The organism is Pseudomonas sp. Z1-14 (assembly GCF_051132005.1).
GTDB lineage: Bacteria > Pseudomonadota > Gammaproteobacteria > Pseudomonadales > Pseudomonadaceae > Aquipseudomonas.
Genome location: NZ_CP071646.1, coordinates 1,603,263 through 1,625,875 on the forward strand (window position 1 = coordinate 1,603,263; position 22,613 = coordinate 1,625,875).

Genomic DNA, 22,613 nt, shown 5'->3' on the forward strand with positions numbered 1-22,613 from the left:
TGCGGCCACCCACTCGTTAAGGAATCAATATGCAAAGCAATGTCTCAACCGGATCGACTGCGCCGTTGAATGAACGGATTACCCTGGTGCTGCTCGCTCACGACCAGTCGACTGCCCTGCGGCGAGCGTTGCGCTATTACCGCGACAGTTCGTTCGCACTGCTGGTTGTCGACTCGTCGAGCCGGATCGAAGCTGATATCGGGGCAGCATTTCCCACCGTGCAATACCTGCACGCGCCCGCCGCGAAGGGTTTTGGTGACAAGGTTCGCCAGGCCGTCGAGGGAGTCGCCACGCCTTACGTGGCGATCGTCGATGTCGAGAGTTTCCTGTTGCCCCAGGCACTCGAACAGGCGCTGGGTTTCCTCGAAACCCAGACCGATTACAGCGCCTGCCAAGGCTACAGCCTGGCGTTCGAGGCCCATGCCGACCGTGTCGACTATTACTTGCTCGACCGCAAGGGCTGTGAAGACTATTGCGACGCATCGGTGCAAGCCCGCCTGGCAGTGTTTGCCGAGGATTGCCCGTCCCTGGTGAACGCCCTGACGCGCACTGAAACCCTGCGGCGCAGTTACGCTTCGTTGCCCGCCGATTTTGATTCGCGGTTACAGGAAGCCGGCCACTCCCTGGCGGTGTTGGCTCAGGCGAGGGTCCGCTTGCTGGACATTCCCTACGGTTTGCATGAGCGCAATCGCGTGGCGAAGCCGCGAAGCCTTCCCGCAGTGGCGCCTGGCGCCCAGGACATGCTGGCGGTCGCTGAACAGGAACGCCTGGCCACGACGTTGGCCAGTGCCCTCGGCCCGGATGAGTCGGTGCGCGAATACGCCAAGGCGATCGTCAAGAAGCTGGACGAGCGCTCGGTGCCGCAGGCCGGAAAGCTGTTCGAGTCGATCTGGGATTCGCGACGTGGCGAACCGGTGCGGCGTTTCGAACCGACGCAATACGTTGAGCTGCCGTTCTATAACCAGGCTTTTTTTGACGTCCTCACCGCACTGGAATTCCTGCTTCATGCGGCACCGAGCGGGCTGGTGCAGTTGAAGGAACTGGAAGCCGTCATGCTCAAGCAGAAAGAGCTGTCTCGCCCCCAGCGCAACACCAGCGCCGAGCCGCTTGATGAACAGCTGGCCAGAGCCTTCCTGAGCTATGCCTTCAACCAGGATCTGCTGCAACCACTGCTTGAAGTCATGCAGGCCAAGGGTGACGAGCGCTACGTGCAGATGCTCCAGGCGTGGAAGCAACGGCTCGAGGCGGCGGCGTTTGAAAATACTGCGCGCTTGTTCGATGCCTCGCGTTCCGGCCAGCTGCTGCGCTGGCTCGAGGCGCGCGAACCAAGCGCCAGTGAAGCCCGCAAAGTCTCCAAGTACCTGGCTGCCCGTAACGGCGGCCCTACGTTTGGCATTTTGATCCTCGACCTTGACGCCGACATCTTCAAGATGCAGGCCACCTTCGACAGCGTAATCAATGGCTATTGCCGGGCGTTCAAGATTGTCGTGTTTACCACCGGTGACTTGCCGGCCGAGACGACGCCACAGAACGTCCTGCACTTCGTCAAAGTCAACGAAAGCAACTACGTCGACAAAATCAACCAGGTGGTCAACCAGAGCGATTGCGACTGGATGGTCATGGCCGAGGCCGGCGATGAGCTGACGCCGGGTGGCCTGTTCAGGGCGAGCGTGGAATTGCTCGCCGCTCCACAGTGCCAGGCCGTGGCGATGGATGAGTTGCAGCGCCAGCCTGATGGAACACTGGCCGATATCTTCCGGCCCGGTTTCAACCTTGACCTGCTGCAAAACTACCCGGCGTTGATGGCCCGTCACTGGCTGGTACGCCGCGAGACGCTGGTGAAGCTCGGCGGTTATTACCGCGAGTTCAAGAAAGCGATGGAGTTCGACCTGCTGTTGCGTCTGATCGAGCAGGACGGCCTTGAAGGGCTTGCCCACCTCAATGAGCCCCTGCTGATAGGCCAGGCGCCACCGGTGGAAGACAACGTCGATGAGCGCAAGACATTGCTGCGTCATCTGGCGGTTCGTGGTTATCAAGCGGACGTGAGCGCGGTCATAACGGGTACGCACAAGATCGACTACCGCTTTACCGAGCGACCGCTGGTGTCGATCATCGTCCATGGCAGTGCTGACCTTCCGGTATTGCAACGCTGCCTGCTCAGCGTGCTGCAACGCACCCGCTATCAGCGCTATGAGGTACTGGTGCCTACCGGCGCGGCAAACCATTCCGTGCTGCGCACCTGGCTCGACGGCCAGGGGCACCAGGCCAGTCGCGTTCGTTTGCTGGATATCGAAGCGGGCGTCGCGACCGGGTCGCTGATCAACGCTGCCAGCCAGGAGGCCAAGGGCGACTACCTGGTTACCCTGGCGGCTGACAGCGAAATGGTCAACGTCAACTGGATCGAATCGTTGCTCAACCAGGCGTTGCGTCCGGAAGTCGGCGTGGTCGGTCCCCGACTGATCGAGCGCGACGGACGTATTACCCAGGCCGGCCTGATCCTGGGTTTGAATGACGCAGTGGGTTCAGCCTTCGTCGGCGAGCCGAAGCACGCCAGAGGCTACATGAACAGGCTGGTGGTCGAGCAGAACTGTTCGGCAGTGTCGTTTGCCTGCCTGATGATTTCCAAGCAGTTGTTCGAGGCTGCCGACGGCGTAGACAGCGGGTTGTTCAACGAGGCCCTGGGTGATGTCGACCTGTGCCTCAGGGTTGGCCAGGCCGGCTACCTGACGGTATGGACGCCACACGTGCTGGTCATCCAGCCCGGTGTGCTGGCGAGTACGCCTGAGACTTTGGCGGCGCTGCGCGCCAAGTGGTCCGAGGCGTTTGCCCAGGATCGTTTCTACAACGGCAACCTGGCACTGGACGGTGCCGGTTTCACCTTGGGCCCGGTGCGCAACGTACCGTGGACCGACTTGTTGGACGAGCCTGCCGCATAACCCTGCCTTGCGAGGCTTCCCAGCCAAGCCGGCAGGTAAAACCTGCCGGCGCCTTCGCCGGATTTTCACCACCATTCCCCAGGATTTCCTGCCGACATCGCGCACCATTGCGGGAGTGACGCGGCTGCGTTTGTCATGAAAAAATGCTCCTTCAGGACAAAACGGCGTGACGCATAGGTCACAAAGTGCATCTTCACTGTATTGTATTCCCCGGAGTGGAGGCCTGTTCGTTCGCTGGACAAGGCGTCCGCCCCTGGAAATCAACCATTTTTTTAGCGCCCCTGAGCTTTCGGGGGTGAACCTAGTCGCAGTACATGATCGGGAAGCCATGATGATTGGCATAAAAAGCATAGCGAGTTATGTGCCGACCGCTGGTGTGGATAACTACGCTCAGGGTGCCAAATTCGAGAAGGATGAAGAATTCATCCTTGGCAAGATCGGTTCGGCGTTCCTGCCGCGCAAAGACGCAGACCAGGAAACCTCGGACCTTTGTGTCGAAGCCGTGAACGCATTGTTCGCCAACAACCCGCAGCTTTCGCGCGAGTCGATCGACGCGTTGATCGTCGTCACCCAGAACGGCGATGAAGAGGGGTTGCCGCACACCGCCGCAATCGTGCAGGACAAGCTTGGCCTGCCGACCCATGTGGCGGCGTTCGATATATCGCTGGGCTGCTCGGGCTACGTCTACGGCATCTATGCCTTGAAAGGCTTCATGGAAGCTGCAGGGCTGAAGAACGGGCTGCTGGTTACAGCCGACCCGTATTCGAAAATCGTCGACCCGGAAGATCGCAACACCACTATGCTGTTCGGCGATGCCGCCACGGCCACCTGGATGGCTGAAGGCGCCAGCTGGCAGTTGGGCAAGGCCAAGTTCGGCACCGACGGTTCTGGCGCGCCGCACCTGAAGGTCAGCGACGGGGTGTTTTTCATGAACGGTCGCCAGGTGTTCAACTTTGCCTTGCTGAAGGTGCCGGCGCATTTGCACGAGCTGCTGAACGAATCCTCGCTGCAAGCCAGCGACATCGACGCGTTCTGCATCCACCAGGGCAGTGCGGCGATTGTCGATGCCGTGGCGCGGCGTTTCGAGGGCGAACCCGAGAAATTCATCAAGGACATGGTCGAGACCGGCAATACCGTGTCGTCGAGCATTCCGCTGCTGTTGGAAAAGCATGTGCTGGACGCTGACTGGAAGCGCGTGGCGATCAGCGGTTTCGGTGTGGGCCTGTCATGGGGGTCGGCGATTCTCTATCGCGACTGAGCCCGCGCGGGTCTCTGAATGGCGCTCCAGGCTTGGCCTGGGGCGCTATTTTTTTGCCTGGCGATCGTCGCAGGTTTTCTTGACGCCATTTTTCGGGCTTTTATTGGCCGGTAAGTCTTTGTTTTTACGGGGGTGGCAGACTGCTAGTAAATTTTTTGCAAAAAGCCCTCAAGCAAGTTCCCAATCCGACGATAACTATTACGAAGGTTCTCTAGGCCACACCCGGCGGTTGCCAGGGCCGGAAGCCGCAGTACCCACCCAACGAGGAATTCGTCATGGCTTTAACAGTAAACACTAACGTCACATCGTTGAACGTTCAGAAGAACCTGAACAAGGCTTCCGATGCGTTGTCCACTTCGATGACCCGCCTGTCTTCCGGCCTGAAAATCAACAGCGCCAAAGACGACGCCGCCGGCCTGCAGATCGCTACCCGTATGACCTCGCAAATCCGCGGTCAGAACATGGCGATCAAAAACGCCAACGACGGTATCTCCATGGCGCAGACCGCTGAAGGCGCGATGCAAGAGCAAACCAACATTCTGCAACGTATGCGTGAACTGGCCATCCAGGCCCGTAACGACAGCAACAGCGCAGACGACCGTATCGCTCTGAACAAAGAGTTCTCGCAAATGCGCGACGAACTGACCCGTATCGCCGACAGCACCAACCTGAACGGCAAGAACCTGCTCGACGGTACCGCCAGCACCATGACCTTCCAGGTCGGTTCGAACACCGGTGCTGACAACCAGATCTCCCTGACCCTGAGCGCCAGCTTCGACGCTACGAGCCTGGGTGTCGGTTCGGCAATCACCATCGTTGGTTCCGACAGCGCTACTGCCGAGACCAACTTCTCGGCCGCCATGGGCGCAATCACCAGCGCAATTGATACCATCAACAGTGCTCGTGCCGACCTCGGTGCTGCACAAAACCGTTTCTCCAGCACCATCTCCAACCTGCAGAACATCAACGAAAACGCCAGTGCTGCACTGGGTCGCGTACAAGATACCGACTTCGCTGCTGAAACTGCACAACTGACCAAGCAGCAGACTCTGCAGCAAGCGTCTACTTCGGTTCTGGCTCAGGCCAACCAACTGCCATCCGCTGTACTGAAGCTGCTTCAGTAATAGCCGGATGAGTTTTAGCGGGGGGGTGCGCTTGCGTGCTCTCTCGCTTTTTCCGTTCAAGAGGTGATGGACATGGATATGAGCGTGAAGCTGAACTTGTCTTATCCAGCGGCGAAGCCGGCGCCTACAGTGGTCGACAAGCCAGTGGAGAAGCCTCAGGCTGACGTGGCTATTTTGACACCGGTCAAGGAAACTCCGAAAGACGCTGCCGCCGAGCAGGACAAACTGAAGAAAGCCGTCCAGGAAATCGAAAAGTTCGTCCAGTCGGTCAAGCGTAACCTGGAGTTCTCTATTGATGAGCCTTCTGGCAAAGTAATCGTCAAAGTGATTGCCAGTGGTTCCGGTGAAGTGATTCGTCAGATCCCGAACGAAGAAGTTCTGAAATTGGCCCACAGTTTAAATGATGCAAACAGCTTGTTGTTCAGCGCTGAAGCCTGACAGCTGGCACGAATTTTGTTGCTCTATTCTTTTGGGCGTTGTATTGGCCAAAAGGCCGGCGACATACTGAAGGGAGTATCACAATGGCAAGTCCAATTCTTCCGGGACTGGGTCTAGGCTCAGGCCTTGATACCGGTGCAATCGTCAAGGCGCTGGTGGATTCTGACAAAGCGGCCAAGCAAGGCCAGATCACCCGTGCAACGACGACCACGAGCAATAACATCTCCGGGATTGGAAGCCTGAAGTCTTTGCTGGCCGCCTTCAGGTCCGCGATGACGGAGCTGTCAAGCAAGACCAATCCAGCGTTTTCGGGTTTTGCCGCAACTTCTTCTGCCACCAATTTTGTAACCGCCACCGCCACCAACTCGGCGGTCGCCGGCACGTACACGATCAAAGTGGGAAATATCGCCACTTCGTCCAAGGTCGCCAGTGCAGCCTTTGCCGGCGGCACTACCAGTGCCATTCCCTCTGGCACCATGACCATCAAGCAGAACGGCGTCGATCGTACCCTCGCGGTGCCGGACGGCTCGACCCTGCAATCGGTTCGTGATTCGATCAACGCTGATTCTTCGCTCAAGGCTGCGGGTATCAGTGCCAACATCGTGACCGACTCCTTCGGTTCTCGCCTGGTGCTGGGGTCCAGTACTACCGGCGCCGGCTCCGACATTTCGGTCAGTGGCATTGCCGGGTTGGAGATCGATGGGACCAATGTCGTGGGTACGCCTGGCAGTCCGATGACGGCCACTTCGGCTGGGGCCATCGGTGCCGTGGCGGTCGATGCCAAGTTTTCCGTCGATGGCATGGAACTGACCAGCAAAAGCAACAAGGTTGACCAGGCGATCTCCGGCTTGACCATGAACCTGGTGGCTGGAGGGACGGACGCAACTTCTACAGTTACCGTGGCGCCGAACAATGATGGCCTGAAAGCCTCGATCCAGAAATTCGTCGATGCCTATAACGCGGTCGCCAACAGCATCACCGCGCTGACCAAGCCGTCGCTCGATGATGATGGTAACCCGACGGTGCCGGCCAAGTTGACCGGTGACGCATTGCCTCGCTCGCTCCTGGCGGCGATGCGCGGTCCTTTGTCAGAAGCAGGCGCTGGCGACAAGCTGACGTCGCTGGCCCAACTGGGTGTTACAACCGATCAGAAGACCGGTGCGTTGAACTTCGATGGCACCAAATTCACTGCAGCAATGACTGACAAAAAGCTCAGTGGTGAGGTCCAGACGATGTTCACCGGACCTGACGGCTTGCTGGAGCGCATGGAAAAAGCGATCCTGCCCTTCAGTCAGCCCGGCGGTGTCCTTGATCAGCGGACTACGGCGTTGACCAGGACCCAGACGCGACTGAAGAACGATCAGGAAGCCCTGGATCGTCGGGTTGAGAACCTGACCGCAGTGTTGACCAAGAAGTACAACGACATGGATACCCTGGTCGGCAAGCTCAAAGCCACCGCCAACAACATCACCTCCATGTTCGAAGCGATGAACGCGCAGCAAAGAAACAGCTGATTCCAGCTGACACGAAAAAGCCCGGAAACGTCGCAAGGCGCTCCCGGGCTTTCGGCTTTTTCGATCTAAAGTTTTTTGACGCGACGTCGATACGCTGTTTATACGAACCGAATTTTTGATGAGGTAGAACATGAATCCGATGTTAGCCCTTCGCCAATACCAGAAAATTGGTGCTCAGGCGCAAACCTCCGAAGCAGGTCCCCATCGTCTTGTGCAAATGCTCATGGAAGGTGGTCTGGACCGTATCGCCCAGGCCAAAGGTGCGATGGAGCGTAAGGACATTGCCGGAAAAGGCATATTGATCGGCAAGGCCATCGGCATCGTCGGTGGCCTGCGTGAAGGCCTCGACCTGGAAAACCAGGCCGAGTCGGTCGCCGAGCTGGATGCGCTCTACACCTACATGATGAAACGCCTGGCCGAAGCCAACGTAAAGGCTGATCCGAAGATCCTCGACGAAGTCGCCGATCTGCTTCGCACGGTCAAGGAAGGTTGGGATGCCATCGCCACGCCTGGTCCGCAATTCTAAGGAGTGCTCTCATGAGTCTTGTCCTGCAGCGAATCGAACAAACCCGTGATGCCCTGGTTGGTGCCTTGGCTGAACGTAACTGGGAAGCCATTGGTCAATTGGACCTGGCGTGTCGTTCCTGCATGGAGGACGTCTTGAGCGAGTCCGAGGTGGACGAGGCGGCGTTGCGTAATAATCTGGAAGAACTGCTGGGGGTTTATCGCCAGTTGCTGGAAGCGGCGACGGGCGAGCGTCAGGCAATCGTGAGCGAAATGTCGCAGATTCATCAGGCACAGAACGCGGCGAAGGTTTATCACTTGTTCGGCTGATTTAATTTTCAGTTAATACCGAACAAAGTGCGCCATAAATTTGACTGTGCACGATTTTTTGACTTAACTAGTGGCTGTTTACAGATTTCAGGCGTCTACAGGCATGACAAGTCTGCAAGCGTCTAGCTTGCCCCCAAATCCGGGCACTGAGTTGACTAGGGAAGTTGCTATTGCATGTGGCGTGAAACCAAAATTCTCCTGATCGATGACGATAGCGTCCGCCGCCGCGACCTGGCGGTGATCCTGAATTTTCTTGGCGAAGAAAATTTACCCTGCAGTAGCCATGATTGGCAGCAGGCTGTCGGCTCTCTGTCGTCCAGTCGTGAAGTCATTTGCGTCCTTATCGGGACGGTCAATGCTCCCGCGTCGCTTTTGGGCTTGCTAAAGACACTCTCGACCTGGGATGAGTTCCTTCCAGTTTTGCTGATGGGCGAAAATTCTTCCCTCGACCTGCCGGAAGACCAGCGCCGCCGGGTACTTTCCACTTTGGAGATGCCGCCGAGCTACAGCAAATTGCTCGATTCGCTGCACCGCGCCCAGGTTTATCGCGAAATGTACGACCAGGCGCGTGAGCGCGGCCGGCATCGCGAACCCAACCTTTTCCGCAGCCTCGTCGGCACCAGCCGTGCCATCCAGCACGTGCGCCAGATGATGCAGCAGGTGGCCGATACCGACGCCAGCGTGCTGATCCTCGGCGAATCCGGCACCGGCAAGGAAGTGGTCGCGCGCAACCTGCATTACCATTCCAAGCGCCGCGAAGCGCCATTCGTGCCGGTCAACTGCGGGGCGATTCCCGCCGAGCTGCTCGAAAGCGAATTGTTCGGTCACGAGAAGGGCGCGTTCACCGGTGCAATCACCAGCCGCGCCGGGCGTTTCGAGTTGGCCAATGGCGGCACGCTGTTCCTCGATGAAATCGGCGACATGCCGCTGCCGATGCAGGTCAAGCTGCTGCGCGTCTTGCAGGAGCGCACTTTCGAGCGCGTGGGCAGCAACAAGACCCAGAGCGTCGACGTACGGATCATCGCCGCGACCCACAAGAACCTCGAGACCATGATCGAGGTCGGCAGCTTCCGCGAAGACCTTTATTACCGTCTCAATGTATTCCCGATCGAAATGGCGCCGTTGCGCGAGCGGGTCGAAGACATCCCGCTGTTGATGAACGAGCTGATCTCGCGCATGGAGCATGAGAAGCGTGGTTCGATCCGCTTCAACTCGGCGGCGATCATGTCCCTCTGCCGTCACGGCTGGCCGGGCAACGTCCGCGAGCTGGCCAACCTGGTGGAACGCATGGCGATCATGCACCCCTACGGTGTGATCGGCGTGAATGAGCTGCCGAAGAAATTCCGCTACGTCGATGACGAAGACGAGCAAATGGTCGACAGCCTGCGCAGCGACCTGGAAGAGCGGGTGGCGATCAACGGCCATACGCCGGATTTCACCACCAATGCCTTGCTGCCGCCGGAAGGCCTGGACCTCAAGGATTACCTGGGCGGCCTGGAGCAAGGCCTTATCCAGCAGGCTCTGGACGACGCCAACGGCATCGTCGCCCGCGCGGCAGAGCGCTTGCGCATTCGTCGAACCACCCTGGTGGAAAAGATGCGCAAGTACGGCATGAGCCGCCGCGAAGGAGATGAACAGGCGGATGATTGACGCCTGTTTTGCAACCGCCTGATTTTCAGGCGGTTTTTTTTCGGCACGGGTATTGCTACAGCTCTCGCAACGTTCCGTTTAACTGACGGTCAGCCAAGCGAGAGAGCACGATGACCCAAGCCGCCCTGATGTCTTCTGTCCCCGAGCCGGGACATATGCCGTCCGCCGAACAGGCTGGCCGGCTTGGACTCGAACAGGCGTTTTCGCTGTTCAGCCAGATGTCCAGCCAGTTGACCGACTCCTATAGCCTGCTTGAAGCGCGGGTTACCGAGCTCAAGGGTGAGCTGGCGGTGGTCAGTGCCCAACGCATGCAGGAACTGGCGGAAAAAGAACGCCTGGCCAACCGGCTGCAGAATCTGCTCGACCTCCTGCCCGGCGGCGTCATTGTCATCGATGCCCATGGCTTTGTGCGCGAAGCCAACCCGGCGGCGTGCGAGCTGCTCGGCCTGCCTCTGGAAGGCCAGCTCTGGCGGCACGTCATCGCTCGCTGCTTCGCGCCCCGCGATGACGACGGCCACGAAGTTTCCCTGAAGGATGGTCGACGGTTGTCCATTTCGACCCGTTCGCTGGATGCCGAGCCCGGACAGTTGGTGCTGCTCAACGACCTGACCGAAACCCGTCACTTGCAGGACCAATTGGCCCGCCACGAGCGTCTGTCTTCCCTTGGGCGGATGGTCGCGTCGCTGGCCCATCAGATCCGTACGCCGCTGTCCGCCGCGTTGTTGTACGCCAGCCACCTGACCGAGCAGCAACTGCCGATGGAGACCCAGCAGCGCTTTGCCGGCCGCTTGAAGGAGCGCTTGCATGAGCTGGAACACCAGGTGCGCGACATGCTGGTGTTCGCCCGCGGCGAGTTGCCGCTGACCGACCGCGTCGCGCCCAAGGTGCTGCTGCAGTCTTTGCAGGCCGCAGCACTGACTCATGTGCAGGGCGTGTCGATCCGCTGGCAGTGCGACAGTCATGCGGGCGAGGTGCTGTGCAACCGTGACACGCTGGTTGGCGCGGTATTAAATCTTATTGAAAACGCGATTCAGGCCAGTGACGTTGATGTCCGTCTGAAAGTGCACCTGTATACCCGCGACAACACCTTGCGCCTGTGTGTCAGCGACAGCGGCAGCGGTATCGAGCCGTCCGTGCTGGCACGTCTGGGCGAGCCATTTTTTACCACCAAGACCACTGGGACCGGCCTGGGCCTGACCGTGGTGAAGGCGGTGGCGCGTGCCCATCAGGGCGAGTTGCGGCTGCGCTCGCGGCTGGGGCGCGGTACGTGCGCGACGGTGTGCTTGCCGCTGTTTTCCAGCGCGCAAGGGGTGGAGTGAGCAAATGGCGACCAAGGTTCTACTGGTTGAAGATGATCGCGCGCTACGCGAAGCACTCGCCGATACGTTGCTGTTGGCCGGGCATGATTATGCCGCTGTCGGTTCGGCGGAAGAGGCATTGCTCGCAGTGGCCCGTGAGCCATTCAGCCTGGTGGTCAGCGACGTCAATATGCCGGGCATGGACGGCCATCAATTGCTCGGCCTTCTGCGCGCACGCCAGCCGCAACTGCCAGTCCTGTTGATGACCGCCCACGGCGCCGTCGAGCGGGCGGTGGATGCCATGCGCCAAGGGGCGGCGGATTATCTGGTCAAGCCGTTCGAGCCCAAGGCGCTGTTGGACTTGGTGGCTCGCCATGCCTTGGGCAGCCCCGCCGTCGAGGGCGAGGGGCCGGTGGCCATCGAGCCGGCCAGTGCACAGTTGCTGGAGTTGGCCGCGCGGGTGGCCCGCAGTGATTCAACCGTGCTGATTTCCGGCGAATCCGGCACGGGCAAGGAAGTCCTGGCCCGATATATCCATCAGCAATCCCGGCGCGCCAGCGAACCGTTCATTGCCATCAACTGTGCGGCGATTCCCGACAACATGCTCGAGGCGACACTGTTCGGCCACGAGAAAGGTTCGTTTACCGGCGCTATCGCGGCCCAGCCTGGCAAGTTCGAGCAGGCTGATGGCGGCACCATTCTGCTGGATGAAATTTCCGAGATGCCGCTGGGCCTGCAAGCCAAGCTGCTGCGCGTCTTGCAGGAGCGGGAAGTGGAGCGGGTCGGCGCGCGCAAGCCCATCAGCCTGGACATTCGCGTGGTGGCGACGACCAACCGCGACCTGGCCGGGGAAGTAGCGGCGGGGCGCTTTCGTGAAGACCTTTATTACCGACTGTCGGTTTTTCCGCTGGCCTGGCGTCCACTTCGTGAGCGCACCGCCGATATCCTGCCGCTGGCCGAGCGCCTGCTGGCCAAACACGTCAATAAAATGAAGCACGCGGCGGCGCGGTTGTCCGCCGAGGCGCAGGCCTGTCTGATCGCCTATCCCTGGCCGGGCAATGTCCGTGAACTGGACAACGCCATCCAGCGGGCGCTGATCCTGCAGCAGGGCGGCTTGATCCAGCCGGAAGATTTCTGCCTGGCCGGCCCGGTGGCCTGCGCGCCTTTACCGGTGTTGCAGTCCGCCCCGGTGCAGATTCCTCCCGGGGAAGTGATGGGGGAAACCGCCGGCGCCCTGGAAGATGACCTGCGCCGTCGCGAATTCCAAATGATCATCGACACCCTGCGCGCCGAACGCGGCCGACGCAAGGAGGCGGCTGAGCGCCTCGGTATCAGCCCGCGGACCCTGCGCTACAAGCTGGCGCAGATGCGTGATGCCGGGATGGATGTAGAGGCTTATCTCTTCGCCAGTTGAAGCATTAAACAAACCCTGTGGGAGCGAGCCTGCTCGCGAAGACAATAGTCCTCGCGACGTGGGCGCCGGCTGACACACCGCTATCGCGAGCAGGCTTGCTCCCACAGAAGCCTGGAAGGATCCGCGCGCGCATTTGTTTCCGACGGCCACGGAGCTGGCACCCTTGTTGCTACTACCTACGTACCCGCTGAGTAAGTGTCAAAAAAATGCGGGCCGCCAGAGAGAATAGATCATGAGCCAAGGTATTGAATTTAACCGGTTGATGCTGGACATGCGCTCCATGCAGATGGACGCCATGGCCCAGCCTAAATCGGTCGCGGTGCCCCAAGTGGCCGGCAGCAGCTTTTCCGACATGCTCGGTCAGGCCGTCAATAAAGTGAACGATACCCAGCAGGCTTCGAACCAGTTGGCCAGTGCTTTCGAGATTGGCAAAAGTGGCGTCGACCTGACGGACGTAATGATCTCTTCGCAGAAAGCCACTGTCTCGTTTCAGGCGTTGACCCAGGTTCGCAACAAGCTGGTTCAAGCCTATCAAGACATCATGCAGATGCCGGTCTAAGGAAACTATTGAGTCATGGCAGAAGCAGCCGTTGATAACGTTCCAGCCAAGGCAACTCCGGTAGACGGCAAACCGCCGTTGTTCGGCCTGTCTTTCCTGGAAAACCTCTCCGAGATGACCATGCTGCGTCAGGTTGGCCTGTTGGTCGGCCTGGCTGCCAGCGTGGCGATTGGTTTCGCCGTGGTCCTCTGGTCCCAGCAGCCGGACTACCGTCCGCTGTACGGCAGCCTGGAGGGCATGGATGCCAAACAAGTCATGGAAACCCTGGCTTCCGCCGACATTCCTTATACCGTCGAACCCAATTCCGGCGCCTTGCTGGTCAAGGCCGACGACGTCGCGCGCGCGCGCCTCAAGCTCGCTGCCGCCGGCGTGACGCCGACCGATGGCAATATCGGATTCGAGATCCTCGACAAGGACCAGGGCCTGGGCACCAGCCAGTTCATGGAAGCGACTCGTTATCGTCGCGGCCTGGAAGGCGAACTGGCGCGGACCATTTCCAGCCTCAACAACGTCAAGGGTGCCCGCGTGCACCTGGCGATCCCGAAAAGCTCGGTGTTCGTGCGCGACGAGCGCAAGCCGAGTGCCTCGGTACTGGTCGAACTGTATTCCGGCCGCTCGCTTGAGCCAGGCCAGGTCGTTGCCATTATCAACCTGGTGGCGACCAGCGTTCCCGAGTTGAGCAAGTCGCAGATCACCGTGGTCGACCAGAAGGGCAACCTGTTGTCCGACCAGGCGGAAAATTCCGAACTGACCATGGCCGGCAAGCAATACGATTACAGCCGCCGCATGGAAGGCATGTTTACCCAGCGGGTGCACAACATCCTGCAACCGATCCTCGGCAACGGCCGCTACAAGGCCGAAGTCTCGGCGGACGTGGATTTCAGCGCCGTCGAATCGACTTCCGAGCAGTTCAACCCGGATCAACCGGCGTTGCGCAGCGAGCAGTCGGTGAACGAGCAACGGACCGCCAGCAATGGCCCGCAAGGTGTACCGGGTGCCCTGAGCAACCAGCCACCAGCACCGGCCAGCGCGCCGCAAACCACCGGTGGCGCTACCGCCGCCGCAGGCATGGTGCAGCCAGGCCAGCCGCTGATCGACGCCAATGGCCAGCAGATCATGGACCCGGCCACCGGCCAGCCGATGCTCGCGCCGTACCCGGCCGACAAGCGTCAGCAATCGACCAAGAACTTCGAGCTCGACCGTTCCATCAGCCACACCAAGCAGCAGCAGGGCCGTTTGAATCGCCTGTCTGTCGCAGTAGTGGTGGACGATCAGGTCAAGGTCAACCCGGCCAACGGCGAAACCAGCCGCGCGCCATGGACCGCCGACGAATTGGCGCGCTTCACTCGCCTGGTGCAGGACGCCGTCGGTTTCGACGCCAGCCGTGGCGACAGCGTCAGCGTGATCAACGTACCGTTCTCCCTGGAGCGCGGTGAAGAAATCGCCGATATCCCGTTTTATTCGCAACCCTGGTTCTGGGATGTGGTCAAGCAGGTATTGGGTGTGTTGTTCATCCTGATACTGGTATTTGGAGTGCTGCGTCCGGTGCTCAACAACATCACCGGTGGCGGCAAGAACAAGCAGCTGGCAGGCTTGGGCGATGTAGAGCTGGGAGGCATGGGCGGCCTGGATGGCGAATTGGCCAACGATCGCGTCAGCCTCGGCGGGCCGCAGAGCATTCTGCTGCCAAGCCCGAGCGAAGGCTATGACGCTCAGTTGAACGCCATCAAGAGTCTGGTGGCAGAGGATCCGGGTCGTGTGGCCCAGGTCGTGAAAGAGTGGATTAACGCAGATGAGTGATAATCGAGCCGCTGTTGCCAAATTGTCCCGGGTCGACAAAGCCGCGATTTTGCTGCTGTCCCTGGGTTCGACGGACGCCGCCCAGGTGCTGCGCCACATGGGACCCAAAGAGGTCCAGCGCGTCGGCGTGGCCATGGCGCAGATGGGCAATGTGCACCGCGAGCAGGTCGAGCAGGTGATGAGCGAGTTCGTCGACATCGTCGGCGATCAGACCAGCCTGGGCGTCGGTTCCGACGACTACGTGCGCAAGATGCTCACCCAGGCCCTGGGCGAGGACAAGGCCAACGGCCTGATCGACCGGATCCTGCTGGGTGGCAATACCAGCGGCCTGGACAGCCTGAAGTGGATGGAGCCGCGCGCGGTCGCCGACGTGATCCGTTACGAGCACCCGCAGATCCAGGCGATCGTCGTCGCGTACCTCGATCCGGACCAGGCCGGTGAGGTGCTCGGCAACTTCGACCATAAAGTGCGCCTCGACATCATCCTGCGGGTTTCGTCGTTGAACACCGTGCAGCCGGCGGCCCTGAAAGAATTGAACCAGATTCTCGAGAAGCAGTTCTCGGGCAACTCCAATGCTTCGCGCACCACCTTGGGCGGTATCAAGCGCGCGGCGGACATCATGAACTTCCTCGACAGTTCGATCGAAGGTCAACTGATGGACTCGATCCGCGAAGTCGACGAAGACCTGTCCGGTCAGATCGAAGACCTCATGTTCGTCTTCAACAACCTGGCCGATGTCGACGACCGCGGTATCCAGGCACTGTTGCGCGAAGTGTCCTCCGATGTGCTGGTGCTGGCCCTCAAGGGTTCGGACGAAGGCGTCAAGGAGAAGATCTTCAAGAACATGTCCAAACGGGCGGCCGAACTGTTGCGCGACGACCTCGAGGCCAAGGGCCCGGTGCGCGTCAGCGATGTGGAAACCGCACAGAAGGAAATCCTCACCATCGCCCGCCGTATGGCCGAAGCCGGAGAAATCGTGCTCGGTGGCAAGGGCGGCGAAGAGATGATCTAAGGTCGTTATGTCTGCCAAGAGCGATGATTCACCCAGCGACCTGATCCGCGCCCGCGACGTCGGTGGTTTCGACGTCTGGTCGCTGCCCAGCTTCGATCCCTTTGTGCCCGAGCCTGAGCCTGCACCGGTGGAAGAGTTGCCGGAGATGGAAGAGGTGCCGCTGGAGGAAGTCCAGCCGCTGACCCTCGAAGAAGTCGAGAGCATTCGCCAGGAGGCCTACAACGAGGGCTTCGCCATCGGCGAAAAGGAAGGCTTCCACAGCACCACGCTCAAGGTCCGCCAGGAAGCCGACGTGGCGCTGACGGCCAAGCTGCGGGCGCTGGAATCGCTGATGCTGAACCTGTTCGAACCCATCGCCGAGCAGGACACCCAAATCGAGAAATCCCTGGTCGGGCTGGTGCAGCACATCACCCGGCAAGTGATCCAGCGCGAGCTGGCCATCGATTCGAGCCAGATCGAGCATGTCATGCGCGAGGCCCTCAAGCTTCTGCCCCTGGGCGTGGGCAACGTGCGGCTGTACATCAATCCGCAGGACTTCGAGCTGGTCAAGGCCTTGCGCGAGCGTCACGAGGAAAGCTGGCGCATCGTCGAGGATGAAACCTTGCTGCCCGGCGGTTGCCGGGTGGAAACCGAGCACAGCCGCATCGATGCGACAGTCGAAACACGTATCAGCCAGGTCATGGCCAAGCTGTTCGACCAATTGCACGAGCAGGCCCTGCATCCGGCTCCGGCCGACCTGAGCCTGGAGTTGCCGGACGAACCGGAGGCCGCCGCCATCGTTGACCCGGACGCGGCCGAACTGATTGCTCCTGAACTGGACGGCCGTAATGCGCCTTGACCGCACCAGCTTCGGCAAGCGCCTGGGCAGCTACGCCGAGGCCACTGAACTGGCCGGCCAGCCGATCCTCGAAGGGCGCCTGCTGCGCATGGTCGGCCTGACCCTCGAAGCGGAAGGTTTGCGCGCTGCGATGGGCAGCCGGTGCATGGTGATCAACGATGACAGTTATCACCCGGTGCAGGTCGAAGCCGAAGTCATGGGCTTTTCCGGCAGCAAAGTATTTCTGATGCCGGTGGGCAGTGTCGCCGGCATCGCGCCCGGTGCCCGCGTGGTTCCGCTGGCCGATACCGGTCGGCTGCCCATGGGCATGAGCATGCTCGGCCGAGTGCTGGACGGGGCCGGGCGGGCCCTGGACGGCAAGGGTGGCATGAAGGCTGAAGATTGGGTGCCGATGGACGGCCCGACAATCAACCCACTCAAGCGTGACCCGATCAGCGTGCCGCTGGACGTGGGCATTCGTTGTATCAACGGGTTGTTGACGGTCGGTCGCGGTCAGCGCCTGGGCCTGTTCGCCGGTACCGGGGTGGGCAAGAGTGTGTTGCTGGGCATGATGACTCGCTTTACCGAAGCCGACATCATCGTGGTGGGGCTGATCGGCGAGCGGGGCCGCGAGGTGAAGGAATTCATCGAGCACATTCTCGGCGAAGAAGGGCTCAAGCGTTCCGTGGTGGTGGCGTCGCCGGCGGACGATGCGCCGTTGATGCGCCTGCGTGCCGCGATGTATTGCACGCGCATCGCCGAGTATTTTCGCGACAAGGGCAAGAACGTCCTGTTGCTGATGGATTCGCTGACCCGTTTCGCCCAGGCCCAGCGGGAAATCGCCCTGGCCATCGGCGAGCCGCCGGCGACCAAGGGTTATCCGCCTTCAGTGTTTGCCAAGTTGCCGAAACTGGTGGAGCGGGCCGGTAACGCGGAGAAGGGCGGCGGTTCCATCACCGCTTTTTACACCGTGCTGTCCGAGGGTGACGATCAGCAAGACCCGATCGCCGACTCGGCCCGAGGTGTACTCGACGGCCACATCGTGCTGTCCCGGCGCCTGGCCGAAGAAGGGCATTATCCCGCGATTGATATCGAAGCGTCGATCAGCCGGGTCATGCCGTCGGTCATCAGTGCCGAGCACATGAAGCGCGCCCAGCAGTTCAAGCAATACTGGTCACGTTACCAGCAGAGTCGCGACCTGATCAGCGTGGGCGCCTATGTGCCTGGCGGTGATCGTGAAACCGACATGGCCATCAATCTTTATCCGGCCATGGCGGTCTACCTGCGCCAAGGCTTGAACGACAACATCGGCATGGCCGCCAGCGAAGCGCACCTGCAAACCATCTTCGCCCCCGTCGCGGGCGGATAACCGCCTATGGCCACGAGTCGTGCGGCGCGCCTGGCGCCGGTGGTGGACATGGCGGAAAAAGCCGAGAAGACCGCCGTTCAGCGGCTGGCTTATTTCCAGGGACAAGTGGTCGTGGCCGAGAGCAAGCTGGCCGACCTGGAGAATTTTCGTCTCGAATACCAGGAGCAGTGGATCGCCCGCGGCAGCCATGGCGTTTCCGGGCAATGGCTGTTGGGCTACCAGGGGTTCCTCGCACAGCTGGGCACCGCGATCGATCAGCAGCGCCAAAGCCTCGTCTGGCACCAGAACAACCTGGAAAAGGCTCGCCAGAGCTGGCAGGAAGCCTTCGCCCGGGTCGAAGGGCTGCGCAAACTTGTACAGCGTTATATCGATGAAGCTCGGCAGCTGGAAGACAAGCGCGAGCAGAAGTTGCTTGATGAACTGTCTCAGCGTCTGCCGCGCCATGATCCGTATTGAACATGAAAGCGGAATTCTGTCGGTTGGAGGGTTTGATTCCTTGCTCAGACCTCTACCTGATGCTACACCTTGTACACATATGTCCACGACAAGGAAGTGAATATGTCTGTCGTAACTGAAGTGTCCCCAGATGGACAAAAGCTGACGATCTCGATCAAAGGTCGATTCGATTTTGGCCGGCACCAGGAATTTCGTGAGTCTTACGAAAAGCTCAATACGAAGCCTGAGTCCATCGTGGTGGATTTGAAAGAAGCCACCTACCTCGACAGCTCTGCCTTGGGCATGCTCCTGCTGTTGCGCGATCATGCCGGTGGCGACGAGTCGGATATCCGTGTGGTCAACAGCAGCAGCGACGTCAAGAAAATCCTCGCGATTTCCAATTTCGACAAGTTGTTCGATATCAGTTGATTACCATGCAATCGTCGCCGGAGCCGCTGACGATCCTGATTGCCGAAGACAGCGCCGCCGACCGGCTGCTGTTGTCGACCATCGTCCGCCGTCAAGGCCATCAGGTGCTCACCGCAGCGGATGGCGCCGAGGCGGTCGAAGTCTACCGGGAGCAGCGTCCGCACCTGGTGCTGATGGACGCGATGATGCCCGTCATGGATGGCTTCGAAGCCGCGCAGCAGATCAAGCAACTGGCCGGGGACCAACTGGTTCCGATCATTTTCCTCACCTCGTTGACCGAAAGCGAAGGGCTGGCCCGTTGCCTGGAGGCTGGCGGTGACGATTTCCTCGCCAAGCCCTATAACCAAGTGATCCTGGCTGCCAAGATCAAGGCCATGGACCGCTTGCGTCGGTTGCAGGCCACGGTGGTCCAACAACGTGACCAGATCGCCCGGCACCACGACTACCTGCTTAACGAGCAGCGGGTTGCCAAGGCGGTGTTCGACAAGATTGCCCACTCCGGTTGCCTGAGCGCGCCGAATATCCGTTACCTGCAATCGCCCTATGCCTTGTTCAATGGCGATCTGCTGCTGGCCGCCTTCAACCCGGCTGGTGACATGCACATCCTGCTTGGGGATTTTACCGGCCACGGCTTGCCGGCGGCGGTCGGGGCGATGCCGCTGGCTGAAGTGTTCTACGGGATGACCGCGAAAGGCTACGGCCTGGCGCAGATCCTGCGAGAGATGAATGCCAAGCTCAAGCGCATCCTGCCAGTGGACATGTTCTGTTGCGCAACGCTGCTGTGCCTGAGCTTCCAGCGCTGCACCGTCGAAGTCTGGAACGGCGGCATGCCCGATGGTTACCTGCATGACAGCCTCAGTGGCGTGCGTACGCCGTTGCCGGCGCGGCACTTGCCGTTGGGCGTGCTCACGCCGCAACTGTTTGATGATCGCACTGAAGTGCATCCGATGTCGGTGGGCGACCGGGTATTCCTGTTGTCTGACGGCGTCATCGAAGCCAGCGACCGCGATGATCAGCCGTTTGGCGTGGAAAGGTTGCAGCAGGTGTTTGCGGCCAACCGCGAGCCCGATCGACTGTTCGAAGATATCCAGCAGGCCCTCGGTGATTTTCGCGGCGAGGCCCGCGACGACTTCAGCATGGTCGAGGTGCGGTTGGTCGCGCCGACGCAACTCAGTCCGCCGCCACCGGTCTATTCCGATAGCGGCCAGTCGAGCCCGCTGGACTGGTCGGTGAGTTTCGAGTTCCGCGCACAGACGCTCAAGCGCTTCAACCCGATGCCTTACCTGTTGCAGTTATTGCTTGAGGTCCATGGGCTCAGGGGCCAGAGTGGCGCCTTGTACAGTGTCCTCACGGAGCTTTACTCCAACGCACTGGAGCACGGCGTACTGGGGCTCGATTCGGGCCTCAAGCGTGATGCGGCGGGTTTTGCCCGCTATTATACGGAGCGCGGCATCCGTCTGGATGAGCTGGACAGCGGCCATATCCGCGTGCATCTGCACGTGACTCCCCAAGGGGAGGGTGGGCGCCTGGTCATTGAGGTCGAGGACAGCGGCCAGGGGTTCGATGTCAGCCGTGTGCTGGCCCGGCCTGTGGATCGTGACCGGTTATCCGGGCGCGGTGTGAGCCTGGTGCGCCAGCTATGCCACGAGGCCAGTTGGTCCGACGATGGTCGTAGTGCGCGCGTGGAGTTTTTCTGGGAGGCTCTGGCATAATCGGGGCCATTCTTGATCAAGGAGCGAACAAGTGAGCGAGATTCATCTGGATCGGGACGTGCTCAGCACGTTGAAGGAAGTCATGGAGGAAGGGTATCCGGAATTGCTGGATACGTTCCTCAACGATTCCGAGGCACGCCTGCGTGTGTTGCTTGAGGCCAGGGATGCGGAGCAATTGAGCGCCACCGCCCACAGTTTCAAGGGCAGTAGCAGCAATATGGGCGCCATCCGCCTGGCTGAACTGTGCGGCGAGCTGGAACAACGCGCCAAGCAGCCCTCGCTGGGTGGAATCGAGAAACTGGTCAGCGAGATCAACAGCGAATTTACCTACGTTCGAAAGCTTTGCAAGGAAGAGCGCGAAGGCTTTCACTGTTAAAAAGTTGTTGTTCGGCGCGTTGGCCCATCCCTTGCATTGTCCTGTCTCGACTGCATCAAAGATCCCAGTGCAGCGGAGACCATTTCATGCCCGTTACGCCTAATACACTCCTTCAGGCCGTTACCCAGGCCAAGCCGCAGGCCACCGTCAATTCGTTGGCAGCTGGCCCGGACGCCGGGAATAAAGCCTCCAGTTTCGCCCAGGTCTTCGCCAAGCAGGCCCCCGTCAAACCCTCGACGGCCCTTGAACCGGCGATTAAGCCGGTGCGCGACAAGGCCTCCGACAACACCGTCAAAAAGGATGCAGGCAGCGACACGGCTGCCGCTCCTGAGCCGGCGGTTGCCGATAGCGGCAAACCCTTGCCCGCCGACAAGCCGGCCACGGCCGACGACAAGCCGACGCAGGACGATAGCGATACGGCCGAGACGCCTGTAGCCGACGCCGCCCCAGTCGATCCGACACTCGACCCGGCCTTGCTGCCCGGGGTCATCGTGCCTGAAGTCGTTGCCGAGGCGCTGCCCGCGCCTGTGGTTGACACAACCGAGGCGCCAGTCGTCGCGGCAGTCGCGGCGCCCGTGGTGGCTTCGGCCACGTCGGCCCCGGTGACCGATCCGGAATTCGACCCCCAGGCCGATCCGCTTGACGCCCTGCCGGCGTTGCGTCTGGCGATGGAGCAGAGCGGCCATGTGTCCGCTTCCAGCCAGGCGCAGCCCAAGGCAACGGCGTCAGCGTCCGTCGATGGCGAGCCGACGTCGGCCCAGACCTTCGCAGCCGGCATGGCGAGCATGCTCAATGTACAAGCCGACCAGGACAGTACCAGTGCCGGCAGCCAGGGCGGGGAGAAGGCGTTCGGTGGCTTGCTCAACGAAGGCCTCAAGGACCTGACCGCAGCCTCCAGCGACACGCGGGTAGATGATTTCGCCAACCGCCTGGCGGCATTGACCCAGGCGGCTACGCCAAAAACCGCCAACGCGGTCCCGGTCAACCAGCCCATCGCCATGAACCAGAGCGGCTGGACCGAAGAAGTGGTCAACCGGGTGATGTACCTGTCGAGCGTCAATCTCAAGGCGGCTGATATCCAACTGCAGCCGGCCGAGCTCGGGCGCCTGGATATTCGCGTGAACATGGTCCCCGACCAGCAGACCCAGGTCACGTTCATGAGCGCCCATTCAGGCGTCCGTGAAGCCCTCGAAGGCCAGATGCATCGCCTGCGCGACAGCTTTGCCCAGCAGGGTATGGGCCAGGTCGACGTCAGCGTGTCGGATCAGTCGCGTGGCTCCCAGGGTCAGGAACAGCAAGCCCAGCAGCAGGCCCAGGCTGGTCGCACGAGCTCTTCCTCTGGTGGCCGAGTGGATTCGGTAGACGAAGAGTTGCCGGCCAGCGTTGCCGAAGTGGCGGCCAACACCACCAGCGTCATCGGCACCAGCGCGGTCGACTACTACGCCTGATCCAACGCGGTACCCAATGTGGGAGCGGGCTTGCTCGCGAAGGCTGTGTGTCGGTTAACGATATGTGACTGATGCATCGCCTTCGCAAGCAAGCCCGCTCCCACATTCATTTGCGGTGTTCCGGAGAATGCATCTGACGCCTTCCTTGCGCTTCTGGCATAACACTTGCTCCAGCCAAGCCGTGCAACAG

General features: G+C 60.5%; 20 protein-coding genes. All 20 read left to right on the top strand.

Translation table 11 applies throughout. The features are described 5' to 3' along the window. The first annotated feature begins 29 nt into the window (after positions 1 to 29). Complete coding sequence (locus tag J3P89_RS07495; protein WP_434697164.1) at positions 30 to 2,936, top strand: TIGR00180 family glycosyltransferase; 2,907 nt, start codon at positions 30 to 32, stop codon at positions 2,934 to 2,936. 331 nt (positions 2,937 to 3,267) lie between these two features. Further along, entirely contained in the window at positions 3,268 to 4,194 is a 927-nt protein-coding gene (locus tag J3P89_RS07500) for a ketoacyl-ACP synthase III (protein WP_163006878.1), read from the top strand. 275 nt (positions 4,195 to 4,469) lie between these two features. Next, a complete protein-coding gene (locus tag J3P89_RS07505) occupies positions 4,470 to 5,318 on the top strand; it encodes a flagellin domain-containing protein (protein ID WP_434697165.1) in 849 nt (282 codons plus the stop codon). A 72-nt stretch (positions 5,319 to 5,390) separates the two neighbouring features. Then, positions 5,391 to 5,756 (top strand): flagellar protein FlaG, encoded by a 366-nt coding sequence (locus J3P89_RS07510; RefSeq protein ID WP_434697166.1) that lies wholly within the window; start codon positions 5,391 to 5,393, stop codon positions 5,754 to 5,756. An 83-nt stretch (positions 5,757 to 5,839) separates the two neighbouring features. After that, positions 5,840 to 7,270: a flagellar filament capping protein FliD gene (gene fliD / locus J3P89_RS07515; protein WP_434697167.1), complete on the top strand. Its 1,431-nt coding sequence runs from the start codon at positions 5,840 to 5,842 to the stop codon at positions 7,268 to 7,270. A 130-nt stretch (positions 7,271 to 7,400) separates the two neighbouring features. After that, complete coding sequence (fliS, locus tag J3P89_RS07520; RefSeq protein ID WP_434697168.1) at positions 7,401 to 7,796, top strand: flagellar export chaperone FliS; 396 nt, start codon at positions 7,401 to 7,403, stop codon at positions 7,794 to 7,796. Positions 7,797 to 7,807: 11 nt separating this feature from the next. Then, a complete protein-coding gene (locus J3P89_RS07525) occupies positions 7,808 to 8,104 on the top strand; it encodes a flagellar protein FliT (RefSeq protein WP_305499599.1) in 297 nt (98 codons plus the stop codon). 174 nt (positions 8,105 to 8,278) lie between these two features. After that, complete coding sequence (locus tag J3P89_RS07530; protein ID WP_434697169.1) at positions 8,279 to 9,754, top strand: sigma-54 dependent transcriptional regulator; 1,476 nt, start codon at positions 8,279 to 8,281, stop codon at positions 9,752 to 9,754. Positions 9,755 to 9,864: 110 nt separating this feature from the next. Further along, positions 9,865 to 11,073 carry a sensor histidine kinase gene (locus tag J3P89_RS07535; protein WP_434697170.1) on the top strand — a complete coding sequence of 403 codons (1,209 nt, stop codon included), beginning with the start codon at positions 9,865 to 9,867 and terminating at the stop codon, positions 11,071 to 11,073. A gap of 4 nt (positions 11,074 to 11,077) precedes the next feature. Further along, positions 11,078 to 12,466, top strand: a complete 1,389-nt coding sequence (gene fleR, locus J3P89_RS07540) for a sigma-54-dependent response regulator transcription factor FleR (RefSeq protein WP_434697171.1) — start codon at positions 11,078 to 11,080, stop codon at positions 12,464 to 12,466. A 232-nt stretch (positions 12,467 to 12,698) separates the two neighbouring features. After that, entirely contained in the window at positions 12,699 to 13,025 is a 327-nt protein-coding gene (gene fliE / locus J3P89_RS07545; protein ID WP_434697172.1) for a flagellar hook-basal body complex protein FliE, read from the top strand. 15 nt (positions 13,026 to 13,040) lie between these two features. After that, positions 13,041 to 14,825, top strand: coding sequence for a flagellar basal-body MS-ring/collar protein FliF (gene fliF, locus J3P89_RS07550; RefSeq protein ID WP_434629230.1), 1,785 nt, complete (start codon positions 13,041 to 13,043; stop codon positions 14,823 to 14,825). Next, the gene (fliG, locus tag J3P89_RS07555) at positions 14,818 to 15,837 is read left to right on the top strand and encodes a flagellar motor switch protein FliG (protein WP_007958288.1); all 1,020 of its coding nucleotides are present in this window, start codon (positions 14,818 to 14,820) and stop codon (positions 15,835 to 15,837) included. The genes fliF and fliG overlap by 8 nt, the downstream gene beginning before the upstream one ends. A 7-nt stretch (positions 15,838 to 15,844) precedes the next feature. Then, the gene (gene fliH / locus J3P89_RS07560) at positions 15,845 to 16,675 is read left to right on the top strand and encodes a flagellar assembly protein FliH (RefSeq protein WP_434697173.1); all 831 of its coding nucleotides are present in this window, start codon (positions 15,845 to 15,847) and stop codon (positions 16,673 to 16,675) included. After that, complete coding sequence (gene fliI / locus J3P89_RS07565) at positions 16,665 to 18,023, top strand: flagellar protein export ATPase FliI (RefSeq protein WP_434572630.1); 1,359 nt, start codon at positions 16,665 to 16,667, stop codon at positions 18,021 to 18,023. Before fliH ends, fliI begins: the two co-directional genes overlap by 11 nt. Before the next feature lie 6 nt (positions 18,024 to 18,029). Then, positions 18,030 to 18,479, top strand: a complete 450-nt coding sequence (gene fliJ, locus J3P89_RS07570; RefSeq protein ID WP_434629236.1) for a flagellar export protein FliJ — start codon at positions 18,030 to 18,032, stop codon at positions 18,477 to 18,479. A gap of 102 nt (positions 18,480 to 18,581) precedes the next feature. Further along, positions 18,582 to 18,887 carry an STAS domain-containing protein gene (locus J3P89_RS07575; RefSeq protein WP_258648063.1) on the top strand — a complete coding sequence of 102 codons (306 nt, stop codon included), beginning with the start codon at positions 18,582 to 18,584 and terminating at the stop codon, positions 18,885 to 18,887. A gap of 5 nt (positions 18,888 to 18,892) precedes the next feature. Beyond that, on the top strand, positions 18,893 to 20,599 hold the full coding sequence (locus J3P89_RS07580; RefSeq protein WP_434697174.1) for an ATP-binding SpoIIE family protein phosphatase: 1,707 nt from the start codon (positions 18,893 to 18,895) through the stop codon (positions 20,597 to 20,599). Between the two features lie 31 nt (positions 20,600 to 20,630). Beyond that, positions 20,631 to 20,975 (top strand): Hpt domain-containing protein, encoded by a 345-nt coding sequence (locus J3P89_RS07585; protein ID WP_434572634.1) that lies wholly within the window; start codon positions 20,631 to 20,633, stop codon positions 20,973 to 20,975. An 86-nt stretch (positions 20,976 to 21,061) separates the two neighbouring features. Further along, positions 21,062 to 22,423 (top strand): flagellar hook-length control protein FliK, encoded by a 1,362-nt coding sequence (locus tag J3P89_RS07590; protein ID WP_434697175.1) that lies wholly within the window; start codon positions 21,062 to 21,064, stop codon positions 22,421 to 22,423. Positions 22,424 to 22,613: the final 190 nt, after the last annotated feature.